Annotated in this window: 2 protein-coding genes; both read right to left on the reverse strand. The window is 66.6% G+C overall.

Going from position 1 to position 2269, the window contains the following annotated elements:
- Positions 1-1467 (reverse strand): methyl-accepting chemotaxis protein (locus Q0925_RS02935; RefSeq protein ID WP_299331771.1); only part of this gene is annotated, 1467 nt, incomplete at its 3' end.
- A gap of 193 nt (positions 1468-1660) precedes the next feature.
- Positions 1661-2269 (reverse strand): ubiquinol-cytochrome c reductase iron-sulfur subunit (locus tag Q0925_RS02940; protein ID WP_299331772.1); only part of this gene is annotated, 609 nt, incomplete at its 5' end.

The following is a 2269-nucleotide window of genomic DNA, read 5'->3' on the forward strand; positions in this document are numbered from 1 at the left end:
GGCGACCGACGCGAGCGACTCGACGGTGTCGCCGACCGACGCGACCGACGAGGCCTGCTGTTCGGCAGCCGCGGAGACGGCACCGGCCTCGTCGGCGGTGCTCCGGCTGATCTCCGCGACCTCCTCGACCATCGACACCGTCTCCTCGGTGCTTGCGGCTTGGTCGTCGGTGGCGTCGCTGATCTCCCGGATGCCGCTGTCGGCCCGTCGGCTGTTCTCCGAGACCTGCTCGAACAGTTCGACCGCGTCCTCGATCGCGTCGACCGACTCGGCGACGTGTGCTTGGGCGGTCCGAACCTCCTCGACGGTGGTTTCGGTCTGATCCTGGACTGTCCCGATGAGCTGCTCGATCTCCTCGGCGGACTCGCCGGTCTCGCCGGCCAACGTCTTGACTTCCTCGGCGACGACCGCGAACCCGTCACCGCCGCCCGCGCTTCCGGCCCTGGCGGCCTCGATGTTGGCGTTCAACGCGAGCATGTTCGTCTGTTCGGCGATGTCGCCGATGAGGCCGACGATCTCACCGATCTCGGCCATCCGGTCGTCCAGTGCCTCGACGTTGTCGACCGTGGTGTCGATCACCGCCTGCACCTCGCGGGCGTCGTCGATAGCGTCGCGGGCGGTAGCCTCGCCGGTTTCGGCGGCGTCGGCGGTTTCGGTCGCAGTCTCCGCGACGGTCTGTGCCGACGACGCCACCTCCTCGACGGTCGCCGAGAGGTCGTTCATCTCCCCGGAAACCTCCTCGAGCATCTCCCGTTGCGTGTCGGCGTCGTCGGCAATCCCCCGGATCGACGTGCTGACCTCGGCGCTCGCCGACTCGATCTCCGCGGTTCCGGTCTCGGCGTCCGCGGTCGCGGCCGCGACGTCAGCCGTGAGCTCCCGGACCTCGTCGACGGCCGCCTCGATGTCGTCCATCATCCCGTTGAACGCGGTCGCGATCTCGGCCATCGCGTCGTTGTCCGTGTCGACCGGCAGCCGCTGCGTGAGGTCGCCGTCGGCGGCCGCCCGCATCGTCGCGCCGAACTCGGTCGCCTGTGCTTCGAGGAGCGAGTGGAGTTCCTGGGCCCGCTCCCGTTCGGCCTCGGCGGCCTCCCGTTCGTCCTCGGCGGTCTCCCGTTCGGATTCCGCGCGCTCGATCGTCTCGCACAGCGACTGGGCGGTCTTCTCCAGCGCGTGGTACGTTTCCCCGATCTCGTCGATCCTGTCGGCGTCGAACGCGATGTCGAAGTGGCCGTCGTCGACCCGCTTGATCCGGGTGTTGATCTCCCGGAGCGCCCGATACATCTCACAGTAGCCCAGGAAGCCGGTCGCGGTCACGACGGCGCTGATGAAAAGCGCCGCCGCAAGCACGTCGTCGAAGGCGACGACCGCGATCCCCGGGGCGATCACGATCGAGACAAACGCCAACAGGAACACCCGGAGCCCGAAGTTCCGGCGGACCACGGCAGGAATGTACGGTTCGATCGCCATCGGCACCGCTCCAACGGCGACAAGCAGTGTGCCGAAGAGACCGATATTCGTGGTTCGGCCGATACCCCCGCCGGAATCGTCAGGTGCTACCGACATGGTCGTGTTCGGAAACTCTCAGTAACGGCCGTATAAGACCACGGACCGAAGTATCAGGACTGAAAACAGGAGCGCGGGGACAGCGTCACCCGGGAGATTACTCGGGACGGGGGCGCGCCACGAACGGGGTCTGAACGAGGCTGAACGGGTTGTAGACGGACTGGTGACACTGGCAGTACACGTCGTTTTCGCCGCCGAACTTGGCGGAGCCCTCGGTTTTGTATTTGGGGACGCAGCAGAAGTGGGTGCACTTGTTGAGCCACGCGACGAAGCCGTCCTGTGTGGAGGCCTCGAGCCACGGATCCTCCTGGGCCAACTCCTCGATCCGTTCGGATCTGATGACTTGGATCGGGATGGTGTCTTCGGCGTCCTCCGAGCGCCACCGACCGGTCGCGCCCTTCCCGATTCCGGGGTCGCCGACACCGTTGGTCCACTCCTGGTAGTCGGAGAAGTCGTCGACGTGGAGGCGATCGCCCTCGGAGTAGGCCTCGCTCTGCCACTCGTAGCCGGGGTTCGACCCCACCCGGAAGTAGTTCTCCGAGTCGTAGTCGGGCTGGACCCCGGCGTAGGACTCGACGCCACAGTACTGGAACCACTCCGTGGTGTAGGTCTTTCCCGATCCCTTGAAGTCCTGGGCCTCGGCGATCGGGACCGAGATCCCGCCCTGCTTTTCGGTGGTGACCTCGGGCCAGACGCCCTTGAGGTA

The organism is Haloplanus sp. (assembly GCF_028275055.1).
Classification (GTDB): domain Archaea; phylum Halobacteriota; class Halobacteria; order Halobacteriales; family Haloferacaceae; genus Haloplanus.